Source organism: Peribacillus sp. P4_C12 (assembly GCF_056402095.1).
Genome location: NZ_JBFUIB010000464.1, coordinates 1 through 2,832, shown reverse-complemented (window position 1 = coordinate 2,832; position 2,832 = coordinate 1). Strand labels below are relative to the sequence as shown.

Here is a 2,832-nt window from a genome sequence, read left to right as displayed (position 1 = left end):
ATACGGTTGAATGGTAGAAAGATAATTCCTCTTGATACCTCTGTAACAACGGAGCTGGAAGAACCATATAACTGATACGAATTGAAGGCATCAATGATTTGGAAAACGATCCTAAGTAAATCACTTTTTCTCCAACATCCATACTTTGTAAAGAAGGAATCGTTTTTCCACTATAACGAAATTCACTATCATAATCGTCTTCGATAATATATCTATTTGCTGCCCCTTGGGCCCAATTCAACAATCGTGTACGTCTGTTAACAGACAGAATCGTTCCATAGGGGAAGTGATGGGAAGGGGTTACATAAACTACATCAATTGAAGACTGCTCAATAGGGTTGACCTTCACCCCTTCTTCATCAACTTCTAATGGATATACATCATTTGGATAGCTACGTAAAATACGATAAATCAAGTGATAACCGGGATCTTCGACTCCGTATATGGTGGTTTTATCAAAAAGAAGAACAAGCTGCTGTAGTAAAATTTCCAGTCCCGCACCAATGATAATCTGTTCAGGGACACATTGGACTCCACGAGCATGATATAGATAGTGGGCAATTTCACAACGTAATTCATATTCACCTTGAGAATCTCCCAGTAAAAGAAGGTCTTGATGAGAATCATCGATTTTATTTTTAATATACTTTCGCCATTTTTCAAATGGAAAGTTCTCAGTATCAATTTGGCTTGGGTGAAAATGATAGAGCAATTCCCTTCCTTTATTATCATTCTGTTCTAAGGGAACATTGTCAGTTTGAGTATACTCTAAATCCTCAAATGTTTGTATGTAGTATCCCTTTCTAGGAATAACTTCAACGTATCCTTCAGCAGTTAATTGTTCATAGGCAGTCTCGACGGTATTTTGACTAATCTGCAGAAACTCCGCTAATTTTCGCTTCGATGGCAGCTTCGTTCCAAAGAGAAGACGTCCATCAATTATCTCTTTTTTAATATGCGAATATAATTGTTCGTATAATGGTTCTTCACTCATACGATTTAAGTTACAAGTTAACATATTCATTTTGCTTCCGCCTTTTTTAAATAATTCGTATCTGAACCCATTAAATTATTGAAAACTGAYACTTTCAATRCGGTCATCTATTTTTTATACTAATTAACAAATCTAAAAAATGCAAATATTAGGGGGRAARSWARWGGAAAAATTATTAGGAACTGACACAGTAAAAAGAGGAATGGCACAAATGCAAAAGGGTGGCGTAATTATGGACGTCATTAATGCAGAACAAGCAAAAATCGCCGAAGCAGCGGGTGCTGTTGCTGTCATGGCTTTAGAAAGGGTACCTTCCGATATTCGTGCAGCTGGTGGTGTAGCAAGAATGGCAGATCCTCGAATCGTTGAGGAAGTATTGAATGCTGTTTCTATTCCGGTCATGGCTAAAGCAAGGATTGGTCACATTGTTGAAGCAAGGATTCTGGAATCAATGGGTGTTGATTATATTGACGAAAGCGAAGTGCTGACGCCTGCTGATGAAGAATATCATTTGTTAAAAAGCGATTTCACAGTACCTTTTGTATGTGGATGCCGTGACTTAGGCGAAGCTGCACGCCGGATTGGCGAAGGAGCATCGATGCTTCGTACAAAAGGAGAACCTGGGACAGGAAATATTGTGGAAGCTGTTCGACATATGAGAAAGGTTTTGTCCCAAATTCGTAAAGTGAGCGTAATGAGTGACGATGAATTAATGACAGAAGCAAAAATCTTAGGTGCTCCTTATGAGATTCTAAGAGAAATTAAGCGGACAGGTAAATTGCCTGTAGTTAACTTTGCAGCAGGTGGAATTGCTACTCCAGCAGATGCAGCACTGATGATGGAACTGGGCGCAGATGGCGTATTTGTGGGTTCAGGTATATTTAAATCAGAGAATCCTGAAAAATTTGCAACTGCAATCGTTCAAGCGACTACATATTATACTGATTATGAATTGATTGGCCGGCTGTCAAAAGAGTTAGGTAGTGCAATGAAAGGTATTGATATTTCTAAGCTTGCTCCATCAGAACGGATGCAGGAACGTGGCTGGTAATATGATAACCATCGGTGTTTTGGGTTTACAGGGTGCTGTTGAAGAACATTTAAATCAAATTAAAGCTGCAGGTGAACAAGCTATAATTGTTAAAAAACCTGAACAGTTAAAAGAAATTGATGGCTTAATTATTCCAGGCGGAGAAAGCACTACGATGAGAAAGCTCATGGATCGTTACGGATTTATGGAACCCATCAAAACCTTTTTTGAACTAAAAAAACCTGTCTTCGGTACATGTGCGGGAATGGTATTGGCCGCAAAGAAATTGACTGGGGATGAAGAGGCTTATCTTGGATTAATGGACATTTCCGTGAAAAGGAACGGATTTGGACGTCAGCGGGATAGTTTTGAAGCACAACTCTCGATCAAAGGAATGGAAGAACCATTTACAACTGTCTTCATCCGGGCACCATTTGCGGAAGAAATTGGTGAAGACGTAGAGGTATTAGCTCTTTATGAAGATCATGTTGTTGCTGCGAGACAAGAACATGTCCTGGTTAGTGCTTTTCATCCAGAATTAACAGGGGACAATCGTTTTATACAACTCTTCATCGAAATGGTGAAAGAATCTATCAGTAAAGTTGAAGTAAAAATGTGCTAAATATTAATGAGCTGTCCTATTTTAATAGGGCAGCTCAGTTTGTAGACAAAAGGGGTTCGGAATTATAAAATTCCGAACCCCTTTTGAAATTCCCTTTGAATTTTGGTCCAAGGTTAAGATATTGGGGCTCTACGAGCCCACTCTGTTAGGCCATTTTTGGACCTTGCCATGTCCAATTGGCCATCT

The 2,832-nt window shown here is 39.1% G+C and carries 3 protein-coding genes; 2 read left to right on the top strand and 1 reads right to left on the bottom strand.

The genetic code is table 11. The features are described 5' to 3' along the window. Positions 1-1,024: MocR-like pyridoxine biosynthesis transcription factor PdxR (pdxR, locus tag AC1DUW_RS24960; protein WP_477643734.1), on the bottom strand; the 1,024-nt coding region annotated here is incomplete at its 3' end. A 109-nt stretch (positions 1,025-1,133) separates the two neighbouring features. Between pdxR and pdxS the strand changes: the two genes are divergently transcribed. Both pdxS and pdxT read left to right on the top strand, forming a co-directional pair. Further along, positions 1,134-2,045 carry a pyridoxal 5'-phosphate synthase lyase subunit PdxS gene (gene pdxS, locus AC1DUW_RS24955; protein WP_477643733.1) on the top strand — a complete coding sequence of 304 codons (912 nt, stop codon included), beginning with the start codon at positions 1,134-1,136 and terminating at the stop codon, positions 2,043-2,045. Position 2,046: 1 nt separating this feature from the next. Beyond that, positions 2,047-2,646 carry a pyridoxal 5'-phosphate synthase glutaminase subunit PdxT gene (gene pdxT, locus AC1DUW_RS24950; protein ID WP_053346360.1) on the top strand — a complete coding sequence of 200 codons (600 nt, stop codon included), beginning with the start codon at positions 2,047-2,049 and terminating at the stop codon, positions 2,644-2,646. Positions 2,647-2,832: the final 186 nt, after the last annotated feature.

What these genes read in the sequence shown, in the direction of transcription:
- pdxT (WP_053346360.1), top strand. Translation starts at nt 2,047, where the DNA reads ATGATAACCATCGGTGTTTTGGGTTTACAGGGTGCTGTTGAAGAACAT.